Origin of the sequence: Flavobacterium sp. CF136 (assembly GCF_000282055.1) — a bacterium.
Classification (GTDB): domain Bacteria; phylum Bacteroidota; class Bacteroidia; order Flavobacteriales; family Flavobacteriaceae; genus Flavobacterium.
In genome coordinates, this window is sequence record NZ_AKJZ01000045.1 from 50,845 (window position 1) to 77,324 (window position 26,480).

20 protein-coding genes are annotated in these 26,480 nt (G+C 33.0%); 12 read left to right on the top strand and 8 right to left on the bottom strand.

All coding sequences use genetic code 11. The annotated features are described in order from the left end of the window. Position 1: 1 nt before the first annotated feature. Positions 2-1,021 (top strand): glycosyltransferase, encoded by a 1,020-nt coding sequence (locus PMI10_RS14230; protein ID WP_035631906.1) that lies wholly within the window; start codon positions 2-4, stop codon positions 1,019-1,021. Positions 1,022-1,078: 57 nt separating this feature from the next. Next, positions 1,079-1,879, top strand: coding sequence for a lipid II flippase family protein (locus PMI10_RS14235; RefSeq protein WP_007809138.1), 801 nt, complete (start codon positions 1,079-1,081; stop codon positions 1,877-1,879). Between the two features lie 7 nt (positions 1,880-1,886). Here the strand turns inward: PMI10_RS14235 and mfd are convergent, their stop codons facing one another. Next, positions 1,887-5,249, bottom strand: a complete 3,363-nt coding sequence (mfd, locus tag PMI10_RS14240) for a transcription-repair coupling factor (RefSeq protein WP_007809140.1) — start codon at positions 5,247-5,249, stop codon at positions 1,887-1,889. Next, positions 5,242-5,844, bottom strand: a complete 603-nt coding sequence (locus PMI10_RS14245) for a hypothetical protein (RefSeq protein WP_007809142.1) — start codon at positions 5,842-5,844, stop codon at positions 5,242-5,244. Before PMI10_RS14245 ends, mfd begins: the two co-directional genes overlap by 8 nt. 323 nt (positions 5,845-6,167) lie before the next feature. On the opposite strand from PMI10_RS14245, the gene PMI10_RS14250 reads away from it, so the two are divergent. Further along, the gene (locus PMI10_RS14250) at positions 6,168-7,106 is read left to right on the top strand and encodes an L-threonine 3-dehydrogenase (RefSeq protein WP_035631907.1); all 939 of its coding nucleotides are present in this window, start codon (positions 6,168-6,170) and stop codon (positions 7,104-7,106) included. A 106-nt stretch (positions 7,107-7,212) separates the two neighbouring features. Next, positions 7,213-8,976 (top strand): DUF885 domain-containing protein, encoded by a 1,764-nt coding sequence (locus PMI10_RS14255; protein WP_007809146.1) that lies wholly within the window; start codon positions 7,213-7,215, stop codon positions 8,974-8,976. 91 nt (positions 8,977-9,067) lie between these two features. Here PMI10_RS14255 and PMI10_RS14260 read toward each other — a convergent pair whose 3' ends face one another. After that, positions 9,068-10,945: a M1 family metallopeptidase gene (locus PMI10_RS14260; RefSeq protein ID WP_007809148.1), complete on the bottom strand. Its 1,878-nt coding sequence runs from the start codon at positions 10,943-10,945 to the stop codon at positions 9,068-9,070. Between the two features lie 62 nt (positions 10,946-11,007). Next, entirely contained in the window at positions 11,008-12,624 is a 1,617-nt protein-coding gene (locus tag PMI10_RS14265; protein WP_007809150.1) for a S8 family peptidase, read from the bottom strand. A gap of 223 nt (positions 12,625-12,847) precedes the next feature. Between PMI10_RS14265 and PMI10_RS21740 the strand changes: the two genes are divergently transcribed. Both PMI10_RS21740 and PMI10_RS14275 read left to right on the top strand, forming a co-directional pair. Beyond that, the gene (locus tag PMI10_RS21740; RefSeq protein WP_007809152.1) at positions 12,848-14,284 is read left to right on the top strand and encodes a T9SS type A sorting domain-containing protein; all 1,437 of its coding nucleotides are present in this window, start codon (positions 12,848-12,850) and stop codon (positions 14,282-14,284) included. A 152-nt stretch (positions 14,285-14,436) separates the two neighbouring features. Next, positions 14,437-16,092: a leucine-rich repeat domain-containing protein gene (locus PMI10_RS14275; RefSeq protein ID WP_007809154.1), complete on the top strand. Its 1,656-nt coding sequence runs from the start codon at positions 14,437-14,439 to the stop codon at positions 16,090-16,092. A gap of 69 nt (positions 16,093-16,161) precedes the next feature. On the opposite strand, the gene PMI10_RS14280 is transcribed toward PMI10_RS14275, so the two are convergent. Together PMI10_RS14280 and PMI10_RS14285 are read right to left on the bottom strand one after the other, a co-directional pair. Then, positions 16,162-17,019: an MBL fold metallo-hydrolase gene (locus PMI10_RS14280; RefSeq protein ID WP_007809156.1), complete on the bottom strand. Its 858-nt coding sequence runs from the start codon at positions 17,017-17,019 to the stop codon at positions 16,162-16,164. Positions 17,020-17,100: 81 nt separating this feature from the next. Further along, positions 17,101-18,006, bottom strand: a complete 906-nt coding sequence (locus PMI10_RS14285) for a hypothetical protein (RefSeq protein WP_007809158.1) — start codon at positions 18,004-18,006, stop codon at positions 17,101-17,103. 335 nt (positions 18,007-18,341) lie between these two features. Here PMI10_RS14285 and PMI10_RS14290 point away from each other — a divergent pair, with 335 nt between their 5' ends. The 5 genes from PMI10_RS14290 (at position 18,342) to sufD (ending at position 22,833) form a co-directional block, all read left to right on the top strand. Continuing rightward, complete coding sequence (locus PMI10_RS14290; protein ID WP_007809160.1) at positions 18,342-18,671, top strand: HesB/IscA family protein; 330 nt, start codon at positions 18,342-18,344, stop codon at positions 18,669-18,671. A gap of 74 nt (positions 18,672-18,745) precedes the next feature. Continuing rightward, complete coding sequence (sufB, locus tag PMI10_RS14295) at positions 18,746-20,194, top strand: Fe-S cluster assembly protein SufB (protein ID WP_007809163.1); 1,449 nt, start codon at positions 18,746-18,748, stop codon at positions 20,192-20,194. 7 nt (positions 20,195-20,201) lie between these two features. Beyond that, positions 20,202-20,690: a flavodoxin family protein gene (locus tag PMI10_RS14300; RefSeq protein ID WP_007809165.1), complete on the top strand. Its 489-nt coding sequence runs from the start codon at positions 20,202-20,204 to the stop codon at positions 20,688-20,690. A gap of 14 nt (positions 20,691-20,704) precedes the next feature. After that, positions 20,705-21,451, top strand: a complete 747-nt coding sequence (gene sufC, locus PMI10_RS14305; RefSeq protein ID WP_007809167.1) for a Fe-S cluster assembly ATPase SufC — start codon at positions 20,705-20,707, stop codon at positions 21,449-21,451. Between the two features lie 65 nt (positions 21,452-21,516). Beyond that, positions 21,517-22,833: a Fe-S cluster assembly protein SufD gene (gene sufD, locus PMI10_RS14310; RefSeq protein ID WP_007809170.1), complete on the top strand. Its 1,317-nt coding sequence runs from the start codon at positions 21,517-21,519 to the stop codon at positions 22,831-22,833. Positions 22,834-22,979: 146 nt separating this feature from the next. Here sufD and PMI10_RS14315 read toward each other — a convergent pair whose 3' ends face one another. Continuing rightward, positions 22,980-23,939, bottom strand: a complete 960-nt coding sequence (locus tag PMI10_RS14315) for an MBL fold metallo-hydrolase (RefSeq protein WP_007809172.1) — start codon at positions 23,937-23,939, stop codon at positions 22,980-22,982. Positions 23,940-24,109: 170 nt separating this feature from the next. On the opposite strand from PMI10_RS14315, the gene PMI10_RS14320 reads away from it, so the two are divergent. Next, positions 24,110-25,663 (top strand): L-piperidine-6-carboxylate dehydrogenase, encoded by a 1,554-nt coding sequence (locus PMI10_RS14320; protein WP_007809174.1) that lies wholly within the window; start codon positions 24,110-24,112, stop codon positions 25,661-25,663. Between the two features lie 85 nt (positions 25,664-25,748). On the opposite strand, the gene PMI10_RS14325 is transcribed toward PMI10_RS14320, so the two are convergent. Next, the coding region (locus PMI10_RS14325) for a T9SS type A sorting domain-containing protein (RefSeq protein WP_007809176.1) at positions 25,749-26,480 on the bottom strand (732 nt) is incomplete at its 5' end.

The following is a 26,480-nucleotide window of genomic DNA, read 5'->3' on the forward strand; positions in this document are numbered from 1 at the left end:
AATGAATATTTTAATCACGAATTGTTTTATAAATTCACCATCAGGTACAGAAACGTATGTGTACGAGTTAGCTATAGAATTGCACAATCGTGGACATCATGTTGAAATATTTACCTTATCAATGGGAGATTTAGCAAAATCCTTAATTGAAAATGGAATACATGTTTGTACCGATTTAAAAAAATTAAAAAAGAAACCTGACTGTATTCATGCCCATCATAATATTGTAACCCTCAAAGCTGCACACTTTTTTAAAAAAACTCCAATTGTATATTTTATTCATGACAGGACACATTTTCTGGATTATCCTTTTAGACACGCTAACATTTTACAATATGTAGCTGTAGATTACAACTGCAAAGAACGCTATCAGGAAAACGGATTCAAAAACGATGATATTGAAATAATTTATAATTGGGCAAATCTATCACGTTTTAAACTACGTAAAACAATTTCAGCGATACCCAGAAAAGCTTTGGCATTTTCTAATTATATGTCACAAACAAATATTTTCCCCTCTATAAAAGAAGCATGTTTATCTCAGGGCATCGAAATAGACCTGATAGGAAGCGGTAATGGTAATGCTACTACAACTCCGGAAAATATTCTTGGACAATACGACATTATATTTGGAAAGGCAAAAGCAGCAATAGAAGCTATGGCAACAGGTGCCGCCGTGATTGTATGTGATTTTAGAGGATTGGCAGAGATAGTAACCCCCGAAAATATGCTTCATTACAGAAAATATAATTTTGGAATGAAACTCATGACTAATAAAATACAAACTGATTTAATCGTTCGTGAGATCAAGAAATATGATGCAGAAAACATCTTAAAAGTCTCTAATTTTATTAGGAAAGAAGCCGATTTTCTGCCGATAGTAACCCAATTAGAAAACACCTATTCAAGAGTAATTAAAGAGTATAACAATAATAAGCGAGGAAAATATAAACTCAATTATTATAATTATCTAACTATTATAAAAATTACTTTTCGAATGATTATGAAAATTAAATTATAAATTTCCAAAAAGTTATGCCTTTATTAAAAAAACACTTAAATAATTTTAAAATAAAAGATGAATAATAACCTTGTACTCGTTTGTATTCTAACTCTTGTTATCCATTTTATCAGTATTATTAGTTTATCATCAAAGATAGTAGGCACAAGAACACGCAGAGTTGCTTCTTCTGCCTCTATTTTTAATATTATTGCTCTAACGGCCCAATTTTCAAGCAGTATACAAGCGCCATTGTTAACAAAATCTATTGAGAACACAATTATATCAGGATTTCAGCCTAATGAATTCTTATTTAGAAGTATTATTTTTTGTGCCACTTTAGGATGTACTTTGGGTGCATTCGCCATTCCTACTACACATCGATTTATGGCAAAAGGAGTCAAGTCGCTTTACGAAAACAATTCAATTATAGGGGTATTAATGAAATCTTTCCGAAAAAAAACCTATTATCATTTTAAAGAAAGTGTATCTCTGCCCCGAAAAGAAAACTTTACCAGATTAACACAGTATAAAGATTTATACTTAAAACTAATTTTTATGAATGTATTGGTTTATAGTTTTATTACTGTTAGTGTACTGTCCTGTTTGTATGCAGGTTATCTTAATCCTAATCTTCGAACAACCTCACTATCATTGAGCGGGATTGCCGTTGGATTGGGGTCTGTTGGGATGCTTCTTTTTATAGAACCCTATCATGGAACGCTTACAGACAAAGTGATTGATGGAACGGTTAAAGAATCATATTTTAGAAGACATCTGACCTACATAATACTTGCAAGAATTCTTGGAACTATATTGGGACAATTTCTTTACATCCCTTTGGCTTGGGTAATTGTGAGCATTGCAGAAAAACTATAATCACCTATTATTCAAATAACTCCATCAATTCCAATGCTTTTTTGATTGATTTTACGTTCTCGAAAGTCAATAATAAACGTAATCCGTTTACCGTTTGTTTTTCTTTCATTTTACACAAACTACTTTGCTTTTGCACAAATTGCAAAACGTTTCTGAATTTAGATGACTGATAATAATCTGACTGTTGATCAGACACAAAATAGCCAATCATTTTGCCTTGTTTCAAAACTAATTTCTCAATTCCAACTCTCGTTGCAATCCATTTTATACGAATGCTGTTTAGTAATGCCGTTGCTTGTTTTGGCAATGGTCCAAAACGGTCAATCAATTTTCTTTCGAATTCCTGCAAACCGGCTTCGTCTTTTATAGCACCTAGTTCGTTATATAAAACCAATCTTTCCGAAACATTATTGATATATTCATCAGGGAATAACAATTCAAAATCAGCATCAATCTGAAGGTCTTTTACGTACTCTTTGGTATCAATATTATTCTCTTCAGGATACAAATCTTTGAATTCGTTTTCTTTCAACTCCTCAATGGCTTCGTTCATGATTTTCTGATAGGTATCAAAACCAATTTCATTGATAAAACCACTTTGTTCACCGCCTAATAAATCTCCGGCACCACGAATTTCAAGATCTTTCATGGCGATGTTGAAACCGCTTCCGAGTTCACTGAATTGTTCCAATGCCTGAATACGTTTTCTGGCGTCTTCGGTCATGGAGGAATACGGAGGACAAATAAAATAACAAAATGCTTTTTTGTTGCTACGTCCTACCCGGCCACGCATCTGATGCAGATCTGACAATCCAAAATTATTGGCATTATTAATGAAAATTGTATTGGCATTTGGTACATCCAAACCACTTTCGATGATTGTGGTTGCAACCAAAACATCAAAATCACCATTCATAAAACCTAACATCAATTCCTCAAGTTTCGCACCTTCCATTTGTCCGTGACCAATTCCAACTCGTGCATTTGGTACTAAACGCTGAATCATTCCGGCTACTTCTTTTATATTTTCGATTCGGTTATTGATGAAGAAAACTTGTCCGTTTCGCTGAATTTCATACGAAATTGCATCACGAATTATTTCTTCATTAAAACTGACCACATTCGTTTCTATTGGGTAACGATTTGGAGGAGGTGTTGTAATTACAGATAAATCCCGTGCTGCCATTAACGAAAACTGAAGCGTTCTCGGAATTGGCGTTGCCGTTAAAGTCAGCGTATCTACATTCGCAGCAATCGTTTTAAGTTTGTCTTTTACGTTCACTCCAAATTTTTGTTCCTCATCAACAATCAATAAACCAAGATCTTTAAAAACCACATTTTTGTTAACCAATTGATGTGTTCCGATGACGATATCAAGTTTTCCTTCAGCTAAATCTTTTAAGGTTTGGGCTTTTTGTTTTGCAGTTCTAAATCGGTTTAAGTAACCAACTGAAACTGGCATATCTTTTAATCGTTCTGTAAAAGTTCTGTAATGCTGGTAGGCCAAAATAGTTGTCGGAACCAAAACGGCAACTTGTTTGCTATTATCAACAGCCTTGAAGGCGGCACGAATTGCGACCTCCGTTTTTCCGAAACCTACATCTCCACAAACCAGACGATCCATCGGGCGATCACTCTCCATGTCGGCTTTTACTTCCTGCGTTGATTTGGTCTGATCGGGAGTATCTTCATAAATAAAAGAACTCTCCAATTCATTTTGCAGATAACTGTCCGGCGCAAATTGGAACCCTTTTTCCAAACGGCGTTTCGCATACAACTGAATCAGATTGAATGCAATATGTTTGACACGTGCTTTGGTTTTTTGTTTTAAAATTTTCCAGGCGTTTGATCCTAGTTTGTATATTTTAGGAGGCGTTCCGTCTTTTCCGTTGTATTTTGAGATTTTATGAAGCGAATGAATACTTACATAAACGATATCATTATCGGCATAAACCAATTTAATAGCTTCCTGTGTTTTGCCTTCCACCTGAATTTTCTGCAATCCGCCAAACTTACCGATTCCGTGATCAATATGCGTTACATAATCCCCAACCGAAAGTGCTGTAAGTTCTTTTAGCGTAATATTTTGCTTTTTCGAATAGCCGTTTTTGATATTAAATTTATGATAACGCTCAAAAATCTGATGATCTGTATATGCGGTTATTTGATTTTCTTCGTCAATAAAACCCTGATACAAAGGCAATACAATAGTGTGATATTGTTTTCGGATATTCTCTGAATTGGCTTCGTCCAACGTTTCAAAAATATCGTGAAAACGTTTTGCCTGTGCTTCATTCGAACAGAACAAATAATTTTTGTATCCGTTAAAATGATTATCACTCAGATTATTCAACAGCAAATCGAATTGTTTGTTGAAAGATGGCTGAGGCTGAATATGAAAATCAAACTTTTTTGTTATTTTAAAAATTGGCTTTGAGTGCAATTCCACTATCGAAAAATCTAGAGCCCGTTTAATGAAAGAAGCCTGATTTAAAAATAATTTCTCAGGTTCTGCATGTTTTATTTCTTTTGATAATTTCTCAAAAGCTTCTTCCGCCCTGGCAAATTGTTTGTCTAACTGACTAAAAAGCCCATCCGTATTTTGAATAAAAAGAATTGTTTTTTCAGCAATATAATCTAAGAAACTTTCTCGGTTTTCCTGAAATATCTTGTTTTCAACATTTGGAATAATCGTGATTTTTTTATGTGTTTCGACAGACAGTTGTGTTTCTACATCAAAACTTCTGATGCTGTCGACTTCGTTACCGAAAAACTCAATTCGGTATGGATGATCGTTTGAAAAAGAAAACACATCAACAATTCCTCCACGAACCGAAAATTCACCTGGCTCCGTAATAAAATCAACTCTTTTAAATTCATATTCAAATAAAACCTCATTAATAAAATCAATTGAAATTTTATCATTCAAGGCGACTTTCAAAGTATTTTTATCGAGTTCTCTTCTCGTAACCACTTTTTCAAAAAGTGCTTCGGGATACGTAACAATTACGGCTGGTTTTTTACGGGAATTAATTCGGTTTAAAACCTCAGCGCGAAGCAAAACATTGGCATTGTCAGTTTCTTCGATCTGATACGGACGGCGGAATGAACCCGGATAAAACAAAACATCCTGTTCACCAATCATTTGTTCGAGATCGTTCAGATAATACGCTGCCTCTTCCTTATTGTCTAAAACGATCAAAAAAGGCAGTTCCGTTTTTTTGAAAACTGAGCGAATGACAAATGAAACTGCGGATCCCAGCAAACCGTTAAGGTGCATTTTTATCTGATTTCCTTCCAGTAAATTTGTTGCAATCTGCTGTGTTTTTGGCAAATTGTCATAAATAGTATATAGGGCGTTTTTACTCAACTTTAGGTAAATTTGGATCTACAATAGTATTCGGAATAGCACGTGCCGTATCCAGCATTCGTAAGAAATCCGATTCTCCTTCTTCTTTTGGTATTTTGCTTTTTTCAACAATTTTATCCATTTGCCTTTCCAATGAAACCAATTCTTTATTGATTTCTCCAATTAAAAAAGTCACTTTTTCATCCGGAATTTTATCCAAATGAATAAACAAATCCATCATTCTTACTTTAGTAATCAAAATAGAAATTCGGCTTCTTATCTGAGGCTGATTAAATTGTGCCGGAATATTATTGTTTAATGCCATTGCCTTTTTAGCAATTGCAGAAGATTTTTTTTGAAAAGCACCAATTGTATTTCTGGGTTTTCCTCCTAACTCTTTTAAAAATTCACGCCATTCAGTCCAGGAGCCTTCATTTTGTTCTGAAACTTCATTAATTGGTTCGTCAATAAACGACCAGCCTTTATTTATATTATTAAAAATGACTTCTTTCTTTTTCGCTTCCTTTTTATTTTCAGCGATACGTTTTTCATTTTCATCCTGACATGAATTCAGTATAAAAATTAAGAGAAGAAAAAGAGATATTTTGTATTTCATTTGATAAAACGTTAAGCTACAAAGTTACAAAGTAAATTTACAATTACGAATTCTGTTTTTTGTTACAAATTTTATAAATCCTTGTCTTTTTTTGCCGCTGATTTCACACATTAACAGAGATAATTTCTTAAATAAATATCCTCTAACAGTAATAAAAAATCATTTTACTCTGCAAAATGTGTGATTAAGGTTTTAAAATTATAAAGCTTCACATAGAGAATAATTTAAAAAACAGTATTTAATATTATTAAATAAATAATTTAACTTTATAAAAAACATATTTATTTGCGAAAAACCTATATTTGTATTTTAAATCTATTCAAATGAATCCAAAAATATTAATCATTGGCGCTTGCGGTCAGATTGGAACAGAACTGGCTCAAAAACTACGCAAGTTATATGGAACGGAAAATGTAATTGCTTCTGATATTCGAAAATTAAACAATGATGTTGTAAATTCCGGTCCGTTTGAAGTGATTAATGCTTTGGATTTTAATCAGATTGAACATCTTGTAGAAATTCATCATATTACCGATATTTATTTGATGGCGGCTCTCTTATCAGCAACAGCCGAAAAGAATCCGGCATTTGCCTGGGATTTGAATATGAATTCGCTTTTTCACGTTTTAAATCTTGCTAAAGCAAAAAAAATAAAAAAGATATTCTGGCCATCGAGCATTGCGGTTTTTGGACCTACTACGCCAAAAGAAAACACACCACAATATACCATTATGGAGCCTTCGACGGTTTATGGAATCAGCAAGCAAGCCGGTGAAAGATGGTGCGAATATTACCATAACATTTACGGAGTCGATGTTCGCAGTATACGTTATCCAGGTTTAATCAGCTGGTCTACGCCTCCCGGTGGCGGAACTACAGATTATGCGGTTGATATTTTTTATAAAGCTATTGCCGACAAAAAATATGAATGCTTTTTATCTTCAGAAACCAAAATGCCAATGATGTATATGGATGATGCTATTGACGCTACCATCAATATTATGAAAGCACCGACTGAAGAAATCAAAATACATTCATCTTACAATTTGGCCGCTATGAGTTTTACTCCAACTGAAATTGCTGCTGAAATCAAAAAACACATTCCGGAGTTTGAAATCACATACAATCCGGATTTCCGTCAGAAAATCGCGGATAGCTGGCCTGCAAGTATTGATGATTCATCTGCAAGGGAAGACTGGAACTGGAAACACACATTTGATCTTGAAACCATGACCAAAGATATGCTGGAACATTTGGGATAATTAATGAAATTACTGTTTTTTTTGGTTTGAAAATTTGCTATTTTTGTATGATTATTTTGATGAATATTAATTCATTAATCATTTAATTTTTCAAACCAAAATCAATATGAAAAAGATCTTCATTCTTCCCATTATCTTAGTTTTCACACTAATCAGCTGCAATAAAAAACAAGAAAATAATGACATTGCTTCGGGATCCGGCGATGAAGCTTTTCTTAAACTATCTGAAGAATATATTACAAAAAGCCTTGAATGGAATCCTCAAACGGGAGTCTATTTAGGATTGCATGAATATGATGGAAGATTAGGTGATTTTAGCAAACCAAATATTGATAAGCGGGTTACTTCTCTTAAAAAGTTTGATCAGGAATTTTCTGCAATTGATTCTACTACTTTAAGCAAAAGAAATTATTATGATTGGAAAATCATTAAATCGAATGTAAAAAACGAATTGTTTTCATTTGAAGATTTAAAACCCTTCACAAAAAATCCAATGGTGTATGCCGGAGCTATTGATGTAAACATTTACATTCAACGTAATTTTGCTCCCATTGAACAACAAATAAAATCGATCATCGCAATCGAAAAAAGTGCACCAAAATTTTTCGAGAATGCCAAAGCAAATTTACAGGATTCACTGGCATTACCACATATTAAATTAGCCATTGATATCGCAAGAGGTTCTGCCTCTTTTTTAGGAAAAGATCTTTTAGTTGCTCTAAAAAACGTTAAGAATGATTCTCTAATGAAATCTTTTAACGAGACCAATCAAAAAGCAATAGCCTCAATTAATGATTTTGCTGCTTTTTTAGAAAAGGAAAAATTACCTAAAGCAAACAACAAATATGCTATTGGAGTTGAGAATTATAAAAAAATGCTCCTTTATCAGGAAGAAATTAAATTATCTCCGGATGAAATTTTAGCCATTGGTTTAAAAGAGTTAAAAAAAGAACAAGCTTCTTTTAATGCCGCTGCAAAAATCATCAATCCGAACAAAAAGCCTATCGATGTTTATAATGAAATGCAAAAAGAACATCCAACGGCACAAGATTTAATTCCTCATGCAAGAAAAAATATTGAAGCAATTCGTCAATATTTAATAGATCATAAAATTGTAACTATGCCCTCTGAAGTACGTGTTAAAATTCAGGAAACACCTGCTTACGCCAGAGCTACAAGTACTGCATCTATGGATTCTCCAGGACCTTTTGAAACTAAAGCTACTCAGGCTTTTTACTATATTACACCCGTAGATCCAAAATGGACTCCAAAACAACAAGAAGACTGGCTGGCACAATTTAATTTTTACACGACCGACATTGTTTCTATACACGAAGCATATCCTGGGCATTACACACAATTTTTGCATTCGAATGCTTCTAAAACTTCTAAAATCCAGAAGATTTTTATGAGTTATGCCTATGTAGAAGGCTGGGCACATTATACCGAAAAAATGATGATTGACGAAGGTTACGGCAATACTGGCGATCCAATTAAAGCAGCAAAATATCGTTTGGCACAATCAGGAGATGCACTTTTACGCATTTGTCGTCTGTGCGTTTCTATCAACACCCATTGTCACGGAATGAATGTTGATGATGCGACCAAATTTTTCATGAATAACTGGTATCAGGGCGATAAACCTTCGCGTCAGGAAGCATTGCGCGGTACTTACGATCCGGGTTATTTGTTTTATACTTTAGGAAAATTACAGATTTTGAAACTTCGTGAAGATTATAAAAAACAAGAAGGAAGCAATTATAATTTACAAAAATTTAATGATGCCATGCTTGATAACGGAATGCCCCCAATTCAGATTTTGAGAGAAATATTATTAAAAGACGAGAAAATCTGGGGAGCTATTTTGTAGTAAAAATTGATCTCAATTCTATAAAAAAAGTCTCATTTAATTTTCAGTTTCCTGAATTTAAATGAGACTTTTTTGTGTTTTAAAACTAAATTTATTTCACTTCATAAACATTATTTGCAGCCTTTACATCAGCCATTAATCCGCTTGGATCAATGGTGATTTTCTTAATTGCAGTTTTGTTTTTATCGATTGTAAAACTATAGTTTGACTGTGCCCAGGCCCAATCATCCAACACAGTTCTTTTTATATTTGGATTAGGATTTGGCTTAATGAAGTTCATCATTCTTAACGGAATATAGAAACTCTCAGAAGTTCCGTCAGTATATTCTACAGTCAAATCAATTGGCATTGGCATCCTTCCAATTCTTTCTAAAGTAACGGTTGTTTTACCTGCATTATCCGCTACGTCTTTAATTCCGTAATCAATTGTATTTGTAGTTTCTGTCCAGTCAATTAAATACCAGTCTAATTCAGCTCCTGAAACTCTCTCTGCAGATCTTTTGATATCATTTGGAGTTGGATGTTTGAATTTGAAATCATTAAAATATCTTTTTAAAGCAGCATCCAGATTTTCCTGCCCAATTACGTACACTAATTGTGATAAAAAGATACTACCTTTTACATAAGATGAAATACTGTAAGGTCGGTTTTCATCGTAACGGTCACCGTGTGTTGTTTGTGGCTGTTCTTTTCCGGAATTTACTAAACTATAATAAGCGGCATAATTTGCTTTAAATGGATTAACTTCCTTTTTATCTCCTTTTAATTCATTCAAAGCACTATCTTCTATATAAGTTGTAAAACCTTCATCCATCCATGGGTGTTTTGACTCGTTTGAAGCCAAAATATGCTGAAACCAGGAGTGTCCCAGTTCGTGAGTTGCAGTTCCTAAAATACCTTCAAGAGTTCCGTTTCCAAGCATCAAAGTACACATTGCATATTCCATTCCGCCATCTCCACCCTGAATAAAAGAGTATTGCTTGTATGGATAAGCCCCCACTTTATGGTTGTAATAATCCATTACTTTCACCATTAATGGCTCTAACTTTTTCCAGTTCTCAGTAACTTTTGGATTGTTTTTGTAGAAAAAGTGCAAATCAACATCATTTGGTCCTTTTACAATATCGTGTGCATATTCCTTGTCGGCAGCCCAGGTAAAATCATGTACGTTTGGAGCGATAAAATGCCATGTTAATGTCTTTGTTTTTTTAGGATACACCACTTTTACACCAGCGTCTTCATAACCGTGGCCAATTTCGTTTTTATCCTGCAAATATCCTGAGCCTCCAATTGTATAGTCTTTATCGATTGTAATTTTTACATCAAAATTACCCCAAACCCCATGAAATTCTCTGGCAATATAAGGATCTGCATGCCAGCCTTCAAAATCAAATTCGGCCAATTTAGGATACCATTGAGACATGGACAATTCAATTCCTTCCGAATTATTTCTTCCCGAACGACGAATCTGAACCGGAACCTGACCATCGAAATCTAATGTAAAAGTAGTTTTCGAATTGGGTAAAATCGGTTTAGCCAAAGTCACTTCCAAAACAGTTCCGGAAGTTCTGGTTTGAGCCGTTATACCATCTTGTTTGAAATTAGTGATTTTCAGAAATCCAATTTCATTTGACTTTAGTGATTCAATTCTACTTTGCTTTACATCCTTGCCGTCTACTTTCACTTTATTGACCATTCTTCCGTCAGGATCTTTTATAGAATGCAGACGTGCGTCCATTTCGCTTCCCGGCTGAAAAGCATTTGGAAATAAATGATAAAATACTTTTCGCAAAGTATCCGGAGAATTATTGGTATAAATCAATTCCTGTTTTCCTTTATACTGATAGTTTTTTACATCCATCGATACCTCCATCTTATAATCAGCATGTTGTTGCCAATAGGGGGCATTTTGTGCAAAAATTGAGTTTAAACCAAAACTTAAAAAAGAAAGTAGAATAATTTTATGCATATTCATTTAAATAAAAAAATGGAAGAGTTGCCACTCTTCCATTGGATTAGTAATTTGTTTTTTTATTTTTTTGACATTTTTTCAGCCATCAGTAAAGCATTATATGCATTCACCATTTTAGCCGTTTTTGATGATTCGGATGCTGGTTTTACCTCTTTATTTTCTCCTAAAACTACATTTGTCGGGAGTAGAACACCTGAGTCCATCAGAATATGTTTTACTTGTGAAGCTTTTAATTTTGGATAATACGAACGAATCAACGTTGCAACTCCGGCAGCATTTGGTGAAGCCATTGAAGTTCCCTGTAAATATTTGTATTTGTTGTTTGGAACTGTTGCATAGATTTCTTCACCAGGAGCAAAAACATCTACGTTTATTTTTCCGAAATTCGAAAATCCTGCTACTACATTTTCTCCATATTCTTTATTAATTGCACCAATCGTAATTAGGTTATCCGCAAATTCTTTGATATTATTTTCAGAATCATTTGGATAATTGATGTTTTTTGTTTCATCGATATTATAACCGTCATTACCTGCAGCATGAACAATTAAAACGTCTTTTTTCTGAGCATATTTTATAGCATCATATACCCATTGTTTATGTGGAGAAAAACTTTTTCCAAAACTTCCGTTAATTACTTTTGCGCCATTATCAACAGCATAACGAATTGCTAACGCAATATCTTTATCATATTCATCTCCGTCAGGAACAGCTCTAACTGTTAAAATCTCAACATTATTGGCAATACCGTCACCACCTAAATTATTACCGCGAATTTGTGCAATAATTCCGGCAACGTGTGTTCCGTGAAGTGCTTTTTCTTTGTCCGGACCAAAAACGATATTATTACCATAATGATTGTTTTTGATATCTTCCGGATTATCTCCTACAACTTTTCTTCCGTCATAATCTTTGTTTAAATTATAATTGAACTGATCGTAAACTTGCTCTCTATAATCTTCCAGCTCCGCTTCGGGATCAAAAGTTGGTCCTGCATTGCCAAAAATTTGCGTCATAACCATTTTACTTCTCGCCACTTTTGGATCAGTTGAAGTAATTGTGCTTAAATCTTCCAGTTTATAGGTTGTTTTATTTAGTTCTTTTTTTATTGTATTATGAACATCTAATAAAAAGTCAACCTGTTGTTTATCTTCTAAAACTTTTTTAGATTTTTCTTCATATTGTGCCAGGGCATTTTTGTATTCGGCAGATCCATCATCACCTTTTTTAACAATACGGGTCATTTCGAGATTTTCGTGTACTGCATCTCCAAGAAAATTCCATCCATGGGTATCATCAATAAATCCATTTTTATCATCATCGATACCGTTTCCCGGAATTTCTTTAGGATTTGTCCAGATCATTCCTTTTAGGTCTTCATGCTCAATATCTACTCCCGAATCTACAATTCCTACAATTACTTTTTTTCCGGTTTTGCCTTGCAGCAATTCGGCGTAGGCTTTATCAACACTCATTCCCGGAATAGTATCTTTTACTAAATCGAGATGACTCCATCTTTTTAAGTCATTTTCAGAAACCGGGGCTTTTTTTACAATTGCTAAAGGCGCAGTAATCGCTTCCTTAGGTGTTGAAACTTGTGCATGTAAGGTTGCACCACCACCTGCTAAAACAAGAAACGCAAAAGCAGTTAAACTAATAGGTTTTATATAGCTCATGTATATATAATTTAATGATATTGAAATATTCGACTAAATTATACTTTTTTGTTACAAAATACTAACGATTAACAGTGTGTTAAGATTTAAGGCTTTTTAGCAAAATAAAAAACTTAAAACTATATAGAATAAATGCTCATTAGCTTGCTTTTTTTTAAAAAATAATTATTTGTAAGAAAAATAATTTTGTATACTTGCGCCGTCAAATCTTAAAATATAACTTATGAAGCCAAAACTACTTTTATTACTGTTTTTTGTGAACTTTTCAATTTATGCCCAATATACCAATATCCCGGACATTAACTTTGAAAACAAATTGATTGCCCTTGGTATTGATTCGGGAACTGCTGATGGTCAGGTACTGACTAATAATATTGATAAATTGACTTATATTGATATTGCAAATAGTTCTATTGTTGATTTAACAGGTATTCAAGATTTCGTATCCTTAACGAACCTAAACTGCACTGGGAACAAATTAACGTCATTAGATACATCTAAAAACATCGCTTTGAAATCATTATATTGTGAATCAAACCAATTAACTTCATTAAATGTGTCTCTAAATGCTGCTTTGACAACTTTATATTGTCCTTCAAACAAATTAACATCATTAGATGTATCTAAGAATACCGCTTTGAAAGAATTAGACTTAAAATCAAACCAATTCACATCATTAGATGTGTCTCAAAATACTGCCTTGGAACAATTAGGTTTAGATAACAACCAATTCACATCATTAGATGTGTCTCAAAATACTGCCTTGGAACAATTAGGTTTAGATAACAACCAATTCACATCATTAGATGTGTCTAAAAATACTGCTTTGAAACAATTAACCTTAGATTCAAACAAATTAACATCATTAGATGTGTCTCAAAATACTGCTTTGCAATTTTTATTTTTTTCTTTAAACCGATTAACATCATTAGATGTGTCTAAAAATATCGCTTTACTAAATTTAAGCTTTTTTGGAAACCAATTAACTTCATTGGATGTGTCTAAAAATACTTCTTTAGAAAACTTAGATTGTTCTTTTAATCAACTAGCAGCAATAGATGTATCTAAAAATACCACTTTAAAATATTTAACACTTGGATACAATCTTCAATTAGCAACATTAGATGTGTCTAAAAATACCGCTTTGAATAATTTAAGCTGTTCTTTTAACCAATTAACGTCATTAGATGTGTCGGCAAATAATGCTTTGAAAGTTTTATATTGTGACTCCAATCTCCTAACCAGCTTAAATTTAAAAAACGGAAAAAACAACCTTATAACTTTTATGAATTGTAAATCGAATACAAATTTAAGTTGTATTCAGGTAGACGATGCTTCCTATTCAAACACTAACTGGGCTAAATATAAAGATGCTACAGCTACTTATAATTTAAGTTGTCCGTCGTTAGGAATAGCAGAAACAGCGTTTGACAAAATAACCGTTTACCCCAACCCTGCCAAAGGAGAATTGCACATTGACAATAGTACTCTTGAAAAAGCAACTATATATGATACACTGGGAAGACTAATAACAACAACCAAGTTTACTAATGGTTCCAAAAATAACACCATTAATTTAGCAGGGTTCCGAAACGGTATTTATTACATTTATCTGGAAAACGAAGGAGTAACTATCGTTAAGAAAATAATAGTAGAATAAAATAGAAAGTCATTATAAAAGTTAAAACCATATTTTCAAACCAATGAAGATATGGTTTTTTTTATGTTTTATAAGATATCCATTCATCTATTTACCAAGAAAAGGTAAAATCTAAATTCGTATACTTGCACCCGCAAACCTTAATGTAACTTATGAGAACAAAACTACTTTTATTGCTATTATTAGCAAATTTTTCAATTTATGCTCAATATACGGCAATTCCAGATATCAATTTTGAAAATAAATTAATCAGTTTAGGAATAGATTCTGGTGCTCCAGATGGAAAAGTCTTAACAGCGAACCTCGCATCTGTAACGGAATTACAAATGCAATTTCAAGCAATCTCTGATCTGACAGGAATTCAGGATTTCACTAATTTAACATCATTAGATTGTAGTAATAATAATTTAACAAGTTTAGACATTTCTAAAAACACACCCTTAACTACTCTAAACTGTGATAATAATAAATTAACGGCTCTCAATTTATCTAACAATATCCATCTTAAAAAGTTGACTTGTGATGCTAATTTCTTGACATCTTTAGATGTTTCTAACAATTTAGAGCTTACATGGCTGTATTGCTATAAGAATAATTTAAAAACGTTAGATGTTACCAAAAATGTACTTTTAGATGACCTTTATTTTCCTGACAACCAAATAACAAATATTGATTTATCTCAAAATCCATTATTAATATCTTTATATGCTCAAAATAATCTTTTAACGAGTTTAGATATTTCAAAAAATCCTAAGTTAGTTATTTTATACATTCCTAAAAATCAAATTTCAGATATTGACATTAGCAAAAATCCTGAAATAAGTCTTTTTAATTGCAGTTATAATGCTTTAAATAGCGTAAATTTAAAAAATGGGAAAAACAGTATCTTGAATTCGGGTTTTAATATAACCAACAATCCAAATTTAACTTGTATTCAGGTTGACGATGCGACTTATTCAAATACAAATTGGTCTACAAAAAAAGATGCAACGGCAAGCTACAGCACAAATTGCTCAACTGCTTTTGTTGCAATTCCGGATCAAAATTTTGAACAAAAATTAATCGATTTAGGAATTGATACTGACGGATTAAATGGGAGAACATCTATTGCTAGCCTAAGTTCTGTTACTTCTTTAGATCTTTCTAATAGTGGAATTAAAGATATATCTGGAATTAAAAGCTTCACTTCGTTAACATTTTTAAATATCAGTAATAATCAAATTACATTTTTAGATTTAAGTGGTAACACAAATTTAGAAACACTAAATGCCTCTTCTAACCTATTTACAATGTTAGATTTATCTAAAAATACCCAGATAACGATTGTTTATGTAATTAATAATCCTTTGGTATCATTAAACCTTCGAAATGGCAATAATAGAAACTTTATTTTACCGCCAGAAACAGGAAAAAAATCTGCTACTAGCCTATACACAACTTTTTTAGGGCTTACAACTCTTGACTGTATACAAGTTGACGATGCTGATTATTCAAATACAAATTGGTCAAATATTAAAGAGACAACTACGACTTATTCAAATACTTGTAAATCATTAGGTATTGAAGATTCCGTTTTTGCTAAAACTATTATTTATCCAAATCCAACTAACGGCGAAGTAAACATTAATAATATCACTTTAGAAAAAGCAACTATTTACAATACTTTAGGTCAATTGGTAAAATCGTTTACCTTAAATTCAAGCAATACAAATAATACAATCAATTTATCCGGATTACCAAAAGGCGTTTATTATATCTACCTAATCAACCAAAATGCAGCTTCGGCTAAGAAAATTGTAATCGAATAATTATAACTTTGTTAAACTAAAATCCCATTTTCAATAAAAATGGGATTTTTTTATTATTAAAATTTTCCTCTAAAAGACATCTTCACATGAAAACACCTCTTTTAACCGAACCCCTTTTTCGGTATGTTCTACCGTTATAATTTGATTATGAGCATCATGTTCCAGAAATAAATAGTGATTATGATCTGCAGCAGCATTCAGAAATTTTGCTTTCTCAGGCATTGTTAACAAAGGACGAGTATCATAACCCATCACATAAGGCAACGGAATATGTCCGGCAGTTGCTAATAAATCTGCACAAAAAACTATCGTTTTGTCCTGATATTGAATGTGTGGAATCATCTGTTTTTCGGTATGGCCATCGGCAAAGAAAATTCCGAAACCTAATTCAGACTGCGATAAAAAATCACTTTCGGATCTTTTTATAAAGTTTAATTGACCGCTTTCCTGCATTGGCAAAATGTTCTCTGATAAAAAAGAAGCTTTCTCACGGGTATTGGGTTTTGTCGCCCATTCCCAATGATTTTCGTTACTCCAATATTTAGCATTTTTAAAAGCTGGTTCATAACCGGTTTTATCAGAATTCCATTGAACGCTTCCTCCACAATGATCAAAGTGCAAGTGTGTCATAAAAACATCGGTAATATCATCTCTGTGAAAACCATGTTTTACTAAAGAACCATCCAGGGAATGAGTTCCCCAAAGCGAATAATATCCAAAAAACTTATCAGATTGTTTGTTCCCCATTCCGGTATCGATCAAAATCAGGCGATTACCATCTTCAATAAGCAGACAACGAGCCGCAATATCAATTAAATTATTCGCATCGGCAGGATTGGTTTTATTCCAGATTGTTTTAGGAACAACTCCAAACATAGCGCCTCCGTCTAATTTAAAATTCCCTGATTCTATTGGATAAAGCTTCATGAATTTGAATTTTCTAAGATTTGAACAAAGCTAGGAAATCCAATTTTCTATTACTAAAAATTCATTTAAAAATTAAAAAAATTATTTTAATACAATAGATGAGCTTCCTATTAATTCTTGTTTGTCGAAGAAATTGACAAAATAAGTTCCTTTTTTAAATTCATATCCATCAGAATTTAAAATCCCATACACATTTACAGGTTTTCCCTGAAAATCAATGGCGACAATAAAACTGTAAACCAAGGCTTTATTATTACCAAATTCAATTAGTTTATTGGCACCCAAAACTGCATTTTGCTGATCTAAAACCTGAACATAAAAAACTCTTTTTCCTTTTTTGGCTACAGAATTTCCTGAAATAGAAAAAATAGCTTTAAGCTTATTGGTACTTTTCGCTTTGTCTGTTTCCAATTCCTCTCCTGATTTTTTGTTTCGAAGTGCTATGACATCGAAATTACTCAAATCCAATGTAGAAGCTGTTTTTAAAGTAGATTCAAGTTGTCTTTGATGTGAAATCAAAGTATCATTTTTAATCTTTTGCTGAGACATAGCCGCATTTTGACTTTCAATTTCCGTCAGCAAATATTTATTTTGCGATTTAAGTTTTTTAATTTCTGCACGTTTTGCTTCAAATGAAACTTTCAAATCTGAAAGTTGCTTTCGATAAACTTGCAATTGCAAAAAAGAAGGATTTTTAGAAGCATTTATGATTGCCATTAAATTTTCAACATTTTTCTTTTCAATCTCCAATTCTTCTGACAAGGCTGATTTTTCAAGCATAGCCACATCATAAGCTATTTTTAAAGTATTTAAAGAGTCTAATATGTTTTTTTGAACAGATGCTTTCTGATTCAATCCGGTTACAGTTTTAGATACATTAAAATTTTCTTTTAACTCATTACTAAAAATATAAAATGTGGCACCTAATCCAAAAACAAAAAGTACCGCAATAATTGTTTTCAACGAACTGCTATAATGCTTCTCCATAATTACTCTTAATTTCGTGCAAAAATAACAATATTTCTTATTCAATATAAGTATACTTATGGTTATTTAGACAATTACTTAAAATTGATAACAATTACTTAACAAAAATATCTTATAATGATAATAAAATCACAAAGAGTTAATTATTAAAATAACTTCTGTCTATTTTAACATTTGTTATAATAATGTGAAGCGTTATGGAAAAAGGTTTTTAAGTCGTATCTTTGCAAATAATTTCATTTGAATATTGGAATACAGCGCTTTAAAAATAATAATCTGATTACTGTTTTTTAGAAGCAATTAAAAATGAAGACAAAAACAAATACAATAAAACAATGATAAAGGTTTCTGATACAGCCAAAAAGAAAATCATCGATTTGATGAAGGATGATGGTTTTGATGCTGCACATGACTACGTACGCGTAGGGGTGAAAAGTGGCGGATGCTCTGGTTTGTCATATGATTTAAAATTTGATAAAACCAAAGGCGAAGATGATAAAATATTTATAGACAATGACATAACAATTGCAGTTGAAAAAAAATCATTTCTATATTTAGCCGGAACAATCTTAGAATTTTCTGGCGGATTAAACGGAAAAGGATTTGTTTTTAACAACCCAAATGCAAGCAGAACTTGTGGTTGTGGTGAATCTTTTTCACTTTAAAAATTAAAGAATCAAAAAATTTAAACTTTTAAAAAATTACATTTAATTTATTAAAAGTTTTAAAAAACTGAAAAATGTCAAAATATACAGAAGACGATTTAAAGATCGAACTCGAAACTAAAGAATACGAATACGGATTTTATACTGATATTGAGTCGGAAACGTTTCCTATTGGCTTAAATGAAGATATCGTCAGGGCTATTTCTCTTAAAAAAGAAGAACCTGAATGGATGACCGAATGGCGTATTGAAGCTTTTCGTGCCTGGAAAGAAATGATTGAACCGGAATGGGCAAATGTTCATTATGTAAAACCGGATTTTCAGGCAATTTCATACTATTCAGCTCCAAAACAAGTAGATCCTAATAAAACGCTGGATGATGTAGATCCTGAGCTTTTAGAGATGTATAAAAAATTGGGTATCTCAGTTGATGAACAAAAAATGATGAACAATGTCGCTATGGATATTGTTGTCGATTCTGTTTCTGTTGCTACTACTTTCAAAAAAACATTAGGAGAAAAAGGTATTATTTTCTGTCCGATTTCTGAAGCTATAAAAGAACATCCGGAATTAGTCCGTAAATATTTAGGAACTGTTGTACCTCAAAAAGACAACTTCTATGCAGCATTAAACTCAGCAGTTTTCTCAGATGGAAGTTTCTGTTATATTCCAAAAGGTGTTCGTTGCCCAATGGAACTTTCAACATACTTCAGGATCAATCAGGCAGGAACCGGACAATTCGAAAGAACTCTTGTTATTGCTGATGCAGGAAGTTATGTTTCATACCTTGAAGGCTGTACTGCTCCAAGCCGTGACGAAAATCAATTGCACGCTGCTGTGGTTGAATTAATCGCTTTGGACGATGCCGAAATTAAATATTCTACTGTTCAAAACTGGTTTCCCGGAAACAAAGAAGGAAAAGGCGGGGTTTATAATTTCGTAACCAAAAGAGGTTTATGCGAAACAAACGCTAAAATTTCCTGGACACAGGTTGAAACAGGTTCCGCAGTAACCTGGAAATATCCTTCTTGTGTATTAAAAGGAGATAATTCGGTAGGAGAATTCTATTCAATCGCTGTTACCAATAATCACCAACAAGCTGATACCGGAACTAAAATGATCCATTTAGGAAAAAACACTAAATCTACCATTATTTCTAAAGGTATCTCGGCTGGTAAGTCACAAAACAGTTATAGAGGATTGGTGCAAATTAGTCCAAGAGCAGAAAACGCCAGAAACTTTTCTCAATGTGATTCATTATTAATGGGTAATAATTGTGGTGCACATACTTTTCCTTATATCGAAAGTAAAAATCCTTCGGCAAAAATAGAGCACGAAGCAACTACAAGTAAAATTGGAGAAGATCAGGTTTTTTATTGCAACCAAAGAGGTATCCCAACAGAAAAAGCGATTGCTTTAATTGTGAATGGTTTCAGTAAAGATGTCCTGAACAAATTACCTATGGAATTTGCTGTTGAAGCTCAAAAATTATTAGAAATTTCTTTAGAAGGATCAGTAGGTTAATTGCGAAATGGAAGGTAAGAAAGTAATTATTTTGGGTTCTTCACGAAAAAACGGAAACACAACAAAAATTGTGGATGAAATTTCTAAAGAGTCTCAAATTGATGTAATTAACCTGAGTGATTATAATATATCCTATTATGATTACGAAAGCAAAAACAGGGAAGACGATTTTTTACCTTTAATAAAAGGAATAATCGAAAAGTATGACACTTTAATCTTTGCGACACCTATATATTGGTATAATATGAGTGGAATTATGAAGGTTTTCTTTGATCGATTTTCGGATTTAATCCGAATTGAAAAAGAAACCGGGAGAAAACTCAGAGGAAAAAAAATAGCTGTGATATCAAATTCACACGATAACGAAATTGAAGAGAGTTTTTACATCCCATTCAAAAAATCAGCCGATTATTTAGGCATGGAATATTTAGGGCATGCGCATTTTAATGCCAACGTTCTAAACCAAACAACAAAAATAGAATTGACATTTATATAAAATAAAATAAAACAATGTTATCAATAAAAAACCTTCACGCCGGAATTGGTGATAAAGAAATCCTTAAAGGAATTAATATAGAAGTTAAAGCTGGTGAAGTACACGCCATTATGGGACCTAATGGTTCTGGAAAAAGTACACTTTCGGCTGTAATTGCCGGAAACGAAAACTATGAAGTAACGGATGGAGCTGTTTTCCTTGACGGAGAAGATCTTGCTGATCTTGCTCCGGAAGAAAGAGCACATAAAGGAGTTTTCCTTTCGTTTCAATATCCTGTAGAAATTCCCGGAGTAAGTGTTACGAACTTCATGAAAACTGCAATCAACGAAACACGCAAAGCAAACGGCCACGAGGAAATGCCTGCAAACGAAATGCTGAAAGTAATTCGTGAGAAATCTGAATTGTTAGAAATCGATCGTAAGTTTTTGTCCCGCTCTCTTAATGAAGGTTTTTCCGGTGGTGAGAAAAAAAGAAATGAGATTTTTCAAATGGCAATGTTAGAACCGAAATTAGCTATTCTTGACGAAACCGATTCTGGTCTTGATATTGATGCGCTAAGAATTGTGGCTAACGGGGTTAACAAACTTAAAAGCGAGAAAAATGCAATTATCGTAATTACGCATTACCAACGTTTGTTAGATTATATCGTTCCGGATTTCGTTCACGTTTTATATAACGGAAGAATCGTTAAATCTGGCGGAAAAGAATTGGCTTACGAATTGGAAGAAAAAGGATACGACTGGATTAAAGCAGAAAACTAGTTTACAGTTACAGTTTACAGTTTGCAAAAACTATAACCAATAACTCATAACTTATAACTACAGAAATGGATTTAAAAGAAAAATTAGTATCGTCTTTTATGGCTTTTGAAGAGCGTGTTGATGTACATTCAGATTTACATGACATTCGCACAAATGCAATAAAAAACTTCGAAAATAAAGGTTTCCCAACCAAAAAAGAAGAAGCCTGGAAATATACATCGCTAAACGTCATCTTAAAAAATGACTTTACGGTTTTTCCAAAGCAGGAAAATGCAATTGAATTCAATCAGGTAAAAAAATATTTTTTACATGAAATCGACACTTATAAATTGGTGTTTATCGATGGGGTTTTCAGTTCGCATTTGTCTTCGACAACTCATGACGGAATAGATGTTTGTTTAATGTCATCAGCATTGACCAAACCAAAATATAAAATGGTTATTGACAAGTACTTCAACCAAATTGCCAGCAAAGACGAAAGTTTGACTTCTTTGAATACAGCGTTTGCAAGCGAAGGGGCTTTTATAAATATTCCGCAAAAAAAAGTAGCAGACAAACCTATCGAGATTATGTATTTCTCAACAGGAAATGAAGCAGCATTAATGGTTCAGCCTAGAAATTTGATTATTGTGGGTGAGAATTCACATGTTCAAATCATTGAGCGTCACCAAAGCCTGAATGAAAATCCTGTTTTAACCAATTCGGTAACAGAAATTTTTGCTCAAAAGCGTGCTATCGTTGACTATTACAAAATTCAAAATGATAACATCGAGGCGAATTTAATAGACAATACATATGTTTCGCAACAGCAGGAAAGTCACGTTTATGTGCACACTTTCTCGTTTGGAGGAAACCTGACTCGTAATAATTTGAATTTTTATCATTTTGGAGAAAGATTGACAAGCACACTAAACGGAATTACGATTATTGGTGAAAAACAACACGTTGATCATTATACTTTGGTAAATCATGCGACTCCAAATTGTGAGAGTTTCCAGGATTATAAAGGAATCTTCTCTGATCGTTCGACAGGAGTTTTTAATGGAAAAGTTTTGGTAGAAAAAGAGGCTCAAAAAACAAATGCTTTCCAAAAAAGCAACAACATTTTATTGAGTGATAAAGCAACAATTAATGCTAAACCACAATTAGAGATTTTTGCTGATGATGTAAAATGTTCTCACGGATGTACAGTTGGACAATTAGATGAAACAGCAATGTTTTATATGCAATCGCGCGGAATTCCGAAAAAAGAAGCTAAAGCTTTATTGATGTACGCATTCTCAAATGCCGTTATTGAAAGCATCAAAATACCGGAATTAAAACAACGTATTACCAAAATTATCGCCAACAAATTAGGTGTTAATTTAGGATTTGATTTATAAGAGAAACTATTATTAAAATATAAAACCGATAAGCTTTTAAAGTTTATCGGTTTTTTTATGAGCTCTTCTATTATCCAACCAACTATTATCGGCTAGAATAAATTATTTTCAGTTGATGTAAAATCCCAACAGAATTAACTGTCCATTTACAATTCAAAATATTTCCCCTGTTCAGGAAAAATAAATTGCACACCTAAATCATTTTGATTTTTTACTTGCTCTTTAATTAATTTAATGTTTTTTGCAGGAGGTTTCAAATGTGTAATGATAATCTTAAATCCCTTCATATATTCTTTTCCTGATAATTCTTCTAATACATGAAGTTCTTTCATCAAATGATTCGGGGTTAGGTGCCCAAATAAAAACTGATCTGGTTGTTCATTCGGAAATGAAACTTCAATAAAAATACCTTTTAATTTTTTACTCTGAATCAATGGTGCAATTACTTTCCATAATTCCAGCAAATTATTACTTTTTTCTACAGCATCGGGACCTGTATCACCCAAATACAATACATAGCCGTCTTCGTTTTTGATTAAAAAAGCTGTACTTTCAAATGGATTTACGTGACTTAAAGGAAAAGCTTTTACAGTCATTGTGGTATTTGTAATTGGAGTTTCTTCACCAATATTTAGTGTTTGAAAATGATATTTTTTTAATGGAAAGCCAATTCCCTCATCTCCAAAATTAGCCCAGGTCTGACCATTAAAGTAGTGCTTCTCCATCATTTCCATACATTTATTGGTAGCGTAAACTGTTTTTGAAGAATCTGCCGGAGAATTAATAATCAATCCTGAAACGTGATCCAAATGTGCATGGGAGATCAAATATCCTTTTATGTATTTACGCAAAACTTCGCTTACAGAAACTTTGAAAACTTTGTTCAAGATTGCTTTTTCTATTCCGGAGTTCAGAGTTCCCACATCAAGACAGATATAGTCTTTTGTATTTACAGGTGCCAACAAATAAGCCGAAAGATTTTTTTCGTCAATGCCGCCTTTTACTCCCAACGGAACAACTTGAAATGCCGTTTTTTGCTTTTTTTGCGCAACCGTATTGATTGAGATTAAAATCAAACAGATTAAAAGTCTTTTTATAATTATCATATTTTAAATTTTATTGATACAAATTTCATTAATTAACCTCAATAAACAGGTTTATATTTATTTAAATCCTATAAAATAACGTTAAATTTACTTTGATTTACAGCATTGAAATTCAATTTGAAACAATATCTTTACATAAAAATACAACAATTTTAACTAAAAAAGTTACAATGACAACAATAGCATCACAATTTGGAATAAATGAAGCTCTGGAAAAATTGGGCATTAAATTTATAAATGAAGGAACATCAACTGGTTTAGAAAATTTTTCATCCGGGGAAATTTTAGACAGTTATTCACCTGTTGATGGAAAATTAATCGCTTCAGTAAAAACATCAACGCCTGAGGATTACGAAAGAGTCATGCAATCTGCTACTGCAGCGTTTAAAACTTTCCGACTGATTCCAGCACCTCAGCGTGGCGAAATTGTACGTCAGTTTGGAGAAAAATTACGTCAAAATAAAGAAGCCCTTGGAAAATTAGTTTCCTATGAAATGGGGAAATCTTTGCAGGAAGGTTATGGTGAAGTACAGGAAATGATTGATATCTGTGATTTTGCAGTTGGATTGTCACGCCAATTACACGGATTGACGATGCATTCTGAAAGGCCCGGACATCGTATGTATGAGCAATATCATTCATTAGGAGTTGTAGGAATCATTTCTGCATTTAACTTCCCGGTGGCAGTTTGGTCATGGAATACAGCTTTGGCATGGATTTCCGGAGATGTTTGTGTTTGGAAACCTTCAGAAAAAACACCTTTATGCGGAATTGCCTGTCAAAATATTATTGCACAGGTTATTAAAGAAAATAATTTACCGGAAGGAATTTCATGTTTAATAAATGGCGATTACAAAATAGGAGAATTAATGACAGCGGATACAAGAATTCCATTAGTATCGGCAACTGGCTCAACCAGAATGGGGAAAATAGTAGCACAAACTGTTGCTGGTCGTTTAGGTAAATCATTATTGGAATTAGGAGGGAATAATGCCATTATTGTTACTCCGGATGCAGATATTAAAATGACTGTGATTGGTGCTGTCTTTGGAGCTGTCGGAACAGCCGGACAACGTTGTACCTCAACCCGAAGATTAATTATTCATGAAAGTATTTATGAAAAAGTAAAACAGGCTCTGATAGCAGCTTATCAACAATTACGAATTGGTAATCCGCTTGACGAAAACAATCACGTTGGTCCATTAATAGATATTCACGCAGTCGAAATGTATGCGAAAGCTTTGAATAATGTAGTTGCGGAAGGAGGAACAATTTTGGTTGAAGGAGGGGTGCTTACAGGCGAAGGTTACGAAAGCGGCTGTTATGTAAAACCCGCTATTGCTGAAGCTCAAAATTCATTCGAAATTGTACAACATGAAACCTTTGCACCTGTTTTATATCTGATTAAATATTCAGGAGAAGTTGATAATGCTATTGACGTTCAAAATGGAGTCGCCCAGGGATTATCATCAGCAATTATGACAAATAACTTGCGTGAAGCTGAAAGATTTTTATCTGTAACAGGTTCTGATTGCGGAATTGCCAATGTGAATATTGGTACTTCAGGAGCTGAAATTGGAGGCGCTTTTGGAGGTGAGAAAGAAACTGGAGGCGGAAGAGAATCGGGTTCTGATGCGTGGAAAATATATATGAGACGTCAGACTAATACGATCAATTACACCACTAGTTTGCCATTGGCACAAGGTATTAAATTTGATTTATAAAATAACCAAATACTACAATTACAAAAGGCTTCCTAAAATAGGAAGCCTTTGCTTTTAAATTGAGAAATAGTTAATTAGTAAGTGATTATTTTTTTATAATTATTTTAGTAGTTACACCTTCTTCAGTATATATTTTCACCAAATAGCTTCCATTAGCAAGATTACTCATATCCAAAATATTACTATTTCCTTGTTGTGAATTAACCAATGCTCCTGATAAATTATACACTTCCGTATTTTGAATGGCTTTAGCCGAAGAAATATTCAATTCACCTGAAACAGGATTTGGATATAATGTCAGTTTTGCCGCTTCAACTGTCTCTTGTATATCATTTCCGGACATACGTGCTGTGCTATTATATACAGTACTTATATAGTATAGATTTGCAACAGAACCCTTTGTTATTGTATTTGCTCCGGCTGGCAATGATACTGTAACTATTCCGGCTGCTGCTGTATAAGATACATTATTAACCAATATTGTTCCTGTAAAATTTGAGTCAAATACCAGTGTTAGAGTAGAAGCGCTTGTTGTTGTAAACTTAATAGATGTGCTTGATTCAATTTTTAAACGGGCTGTCAATGTCAGACCTGCATAAGTAACTGAACCTGCAGTAGAATTCATATTTCCTGTAATAGTATAAAATGTACTTGTTTTTCCTGAAACAGTAAAATTATGTATTTGATTTGCTGAAGTAGTACTTGTAACTGTAATGGTTCCTGATCCTGTAGCTGCCGTTCCAGTTCCTGTGGTAGCAATTGAATAAGATAAAGTTGCTGTTGGCGTTCCCGTTATAGTAATTGTTTTTGCGGTAGT

Excerpts from the sequence above, each read along its gene's own strand:
- PMI10_RS14230 (WP_035631906.1), top strand. The coding sequence starts at position 2 with ATGAATATTTTAATCACGAATTGTTTTATAAATTCACCATCAGGTACA.
- PMI10_RS14235 (WP_007809138.1), top strand. The coding sequence starts at position 1,079 with ATGAATAATAACCTTGTACTCGTTTGTATTCTAACTCTTGTTATCCAT.
- PMI10_RS14245 (WP_007809142.1), bottom strand. The coding sequence starts at position 5,844 with ATGAAATACAAAATATCTCTTTTTCTTCTCTTAATTTTTATACTGAAT.
- PMI10_RS14250 (WP_035631907.1), top strand. The coding sequence starts at position 6,168 with ATGAATCCAAAAATATTAATCATTGGCGCTTGCGGTCAGATTGGAACA.
- PMI10_RS14255 (WP_007809146.1), top strand. The coding sequence starts at position 7,213 with ATGAAAAAGATCTTCATTCTTCCCATTATCTTAGTTTTCACACTAATC.
- PMI10_RS14260 (WP_007809148.1), bottom strand. The coding sequence starts at position 10,945 with ATGCATAAAATTATTCTACTTTCTTTTTTAAGTTTTGGTTTAAACTCA.
- PMI10_RS14265 (WP_007809150.1), bottom strand. The coding sequence starts at position 12,624 with ATGAGCTATATAAAACCTATTAGTTTAACTGCTTTTGCGTTTCTTGTT.
- PMI10_RS21740 (WP_007809152.1), top strand. The coding sequence starts at position 12,848 with ATGAAGCCAAAACTACTTTTATTACTGTTTTTTGTGAACTTTTCAATT.
- PMI10_RS14275 (WP_007809154.1), top strand. The coding sequence starts at position 14,437 with ATGAGAACAAAACTACTTTTATTGCTATTATTAGCAAATTTTTCAATT.
- PMI10_RS14280 (WP_007809156.1), bottom strand. The coding sequence starts at position 17,019 with ATGAAGCTTTATCCAATAGAATCAGGGAATTTTAAATTAGACGGAGGC.
- PMI10_RS14285 (WP_007809158.1), bottom strand. The coding sequence starts at position 18,006 with ATGGAGAAGCATTATAGCAGTTCGTTGAAAACAATTATTGCGGTACTT.
- PMI10_RS14290 (WP_007809160.1), top strand. The coding sequence starts at position 18,342 with ATGATAAAGGTTTCTGATACAGCCAAAAAGAAAATCATCGATTTGATG.
- sufB (WP_007809163.1), top strand. The coding sequence starts at position 18,746 with ATGTCAAAATATACAGAAGACGATTTAAAGATCGAACTCGAAACTAAA.
- PMI10_RS14300 (WP_007809165.1), top strand. The coding sequence starts at position 20,202 with ATGGAAGGTAAGAAAGTAATTATTTTGGGTTCTTCACGAAAAAACGGA.
- sufC (WP_007809167.1), top strand. The coding sequence starts at position 20,705 with ATGTTATCAATAAAAAACCTTCACGCCGGAATTGGTGATAAAGAAATC.
- sufD (WP_007809170.1), top strand. The coding sequence starts at position 21,517 with ATGGATTTAAAAGAAAAATTAGTATCGTCTTTTATGGCTTTTGAAGAG.
- PMI10_RS14315 (WP_007809172.1), bottom strand. The coding sequence starts at position 23,939 with ATGATAATTATAAAAAGACTTTTAATCTGTTTGATTTTAATCTCAATC.
- PMI10_RS14320 (WP_007809174.1), top strand. The coding sequence starts at position 24,110 with ATGACAACAATAGCATCACAATTTGGAATAAATGAAGCTCTGGAAAAA.